General features: G+C 44.2%; 1 protein-coding gene. It reads right to left on the reverse strand.

The genetic code is table 11. The annotated features are described in order from the left end of the window. On the reverse strand, positions 1–568 hold a 568-nt coding region (locus tag HP456_RS24730; RefSeq protein WP_172255933.1), incomplete at both ends, for a zinc-ribbon domain-containing protein.

Raw genomic sequence — 568 nt, forward strand, 5'->3', positions numbered from 1 at the left:
TTGGGTCAAGGAGTGGTGCATATTTAGTTGATAGATAAATGTCCACACTCTCTTTGGTGTCGGGATTATAGGCAAAACCCCCATCTATTTTAGGGAAAACCATTTTTAAATAATAAAATAATGCCTGTTCAGGAAAAGAGGTAGATTGATGGGAGCAGTAGCTGCATCCATTACCTCTATCCCGATAAAATACAGGTGCTTCCCAAGAATGTCCTTTTTCACAGATCCACCATACTTTCTTAGCTGAACGGGATGTAACATCATAGGGAGTTACATTCTCATTTTTAGAAGGGTGCCATTGTTTTGCGAGGTCGGGCCGTAAGAATGCAAGGTTATTATCATGTGTTACTTTTTGACCGGCACAGTAAGGACATCCGGTTTTCTTTCTGGCACGATCATTGACGGTCGCCACCCACTCATGCCCTTTCCGGCACCTCCACCACACTTTCTTCTCTGTCCCTGATAATACTTGGGAAGGAGTCAGCCCTTCATTATGATCAGGATGCCATTCCTTGACCAGATGTGGATGGGGCGTGACAATGCTGTTCCCTTTGTTTGCTTTCCGTCT

It is taken from the genome of Bacillus haikouensis (genome assembly GCF_013179555.1).
GTDB lineage: Bacteria > Bacillota > Bacilli > Bacillales > Bacillaceae_B > Rossellomorea > Rossellomorea haikouensis_A.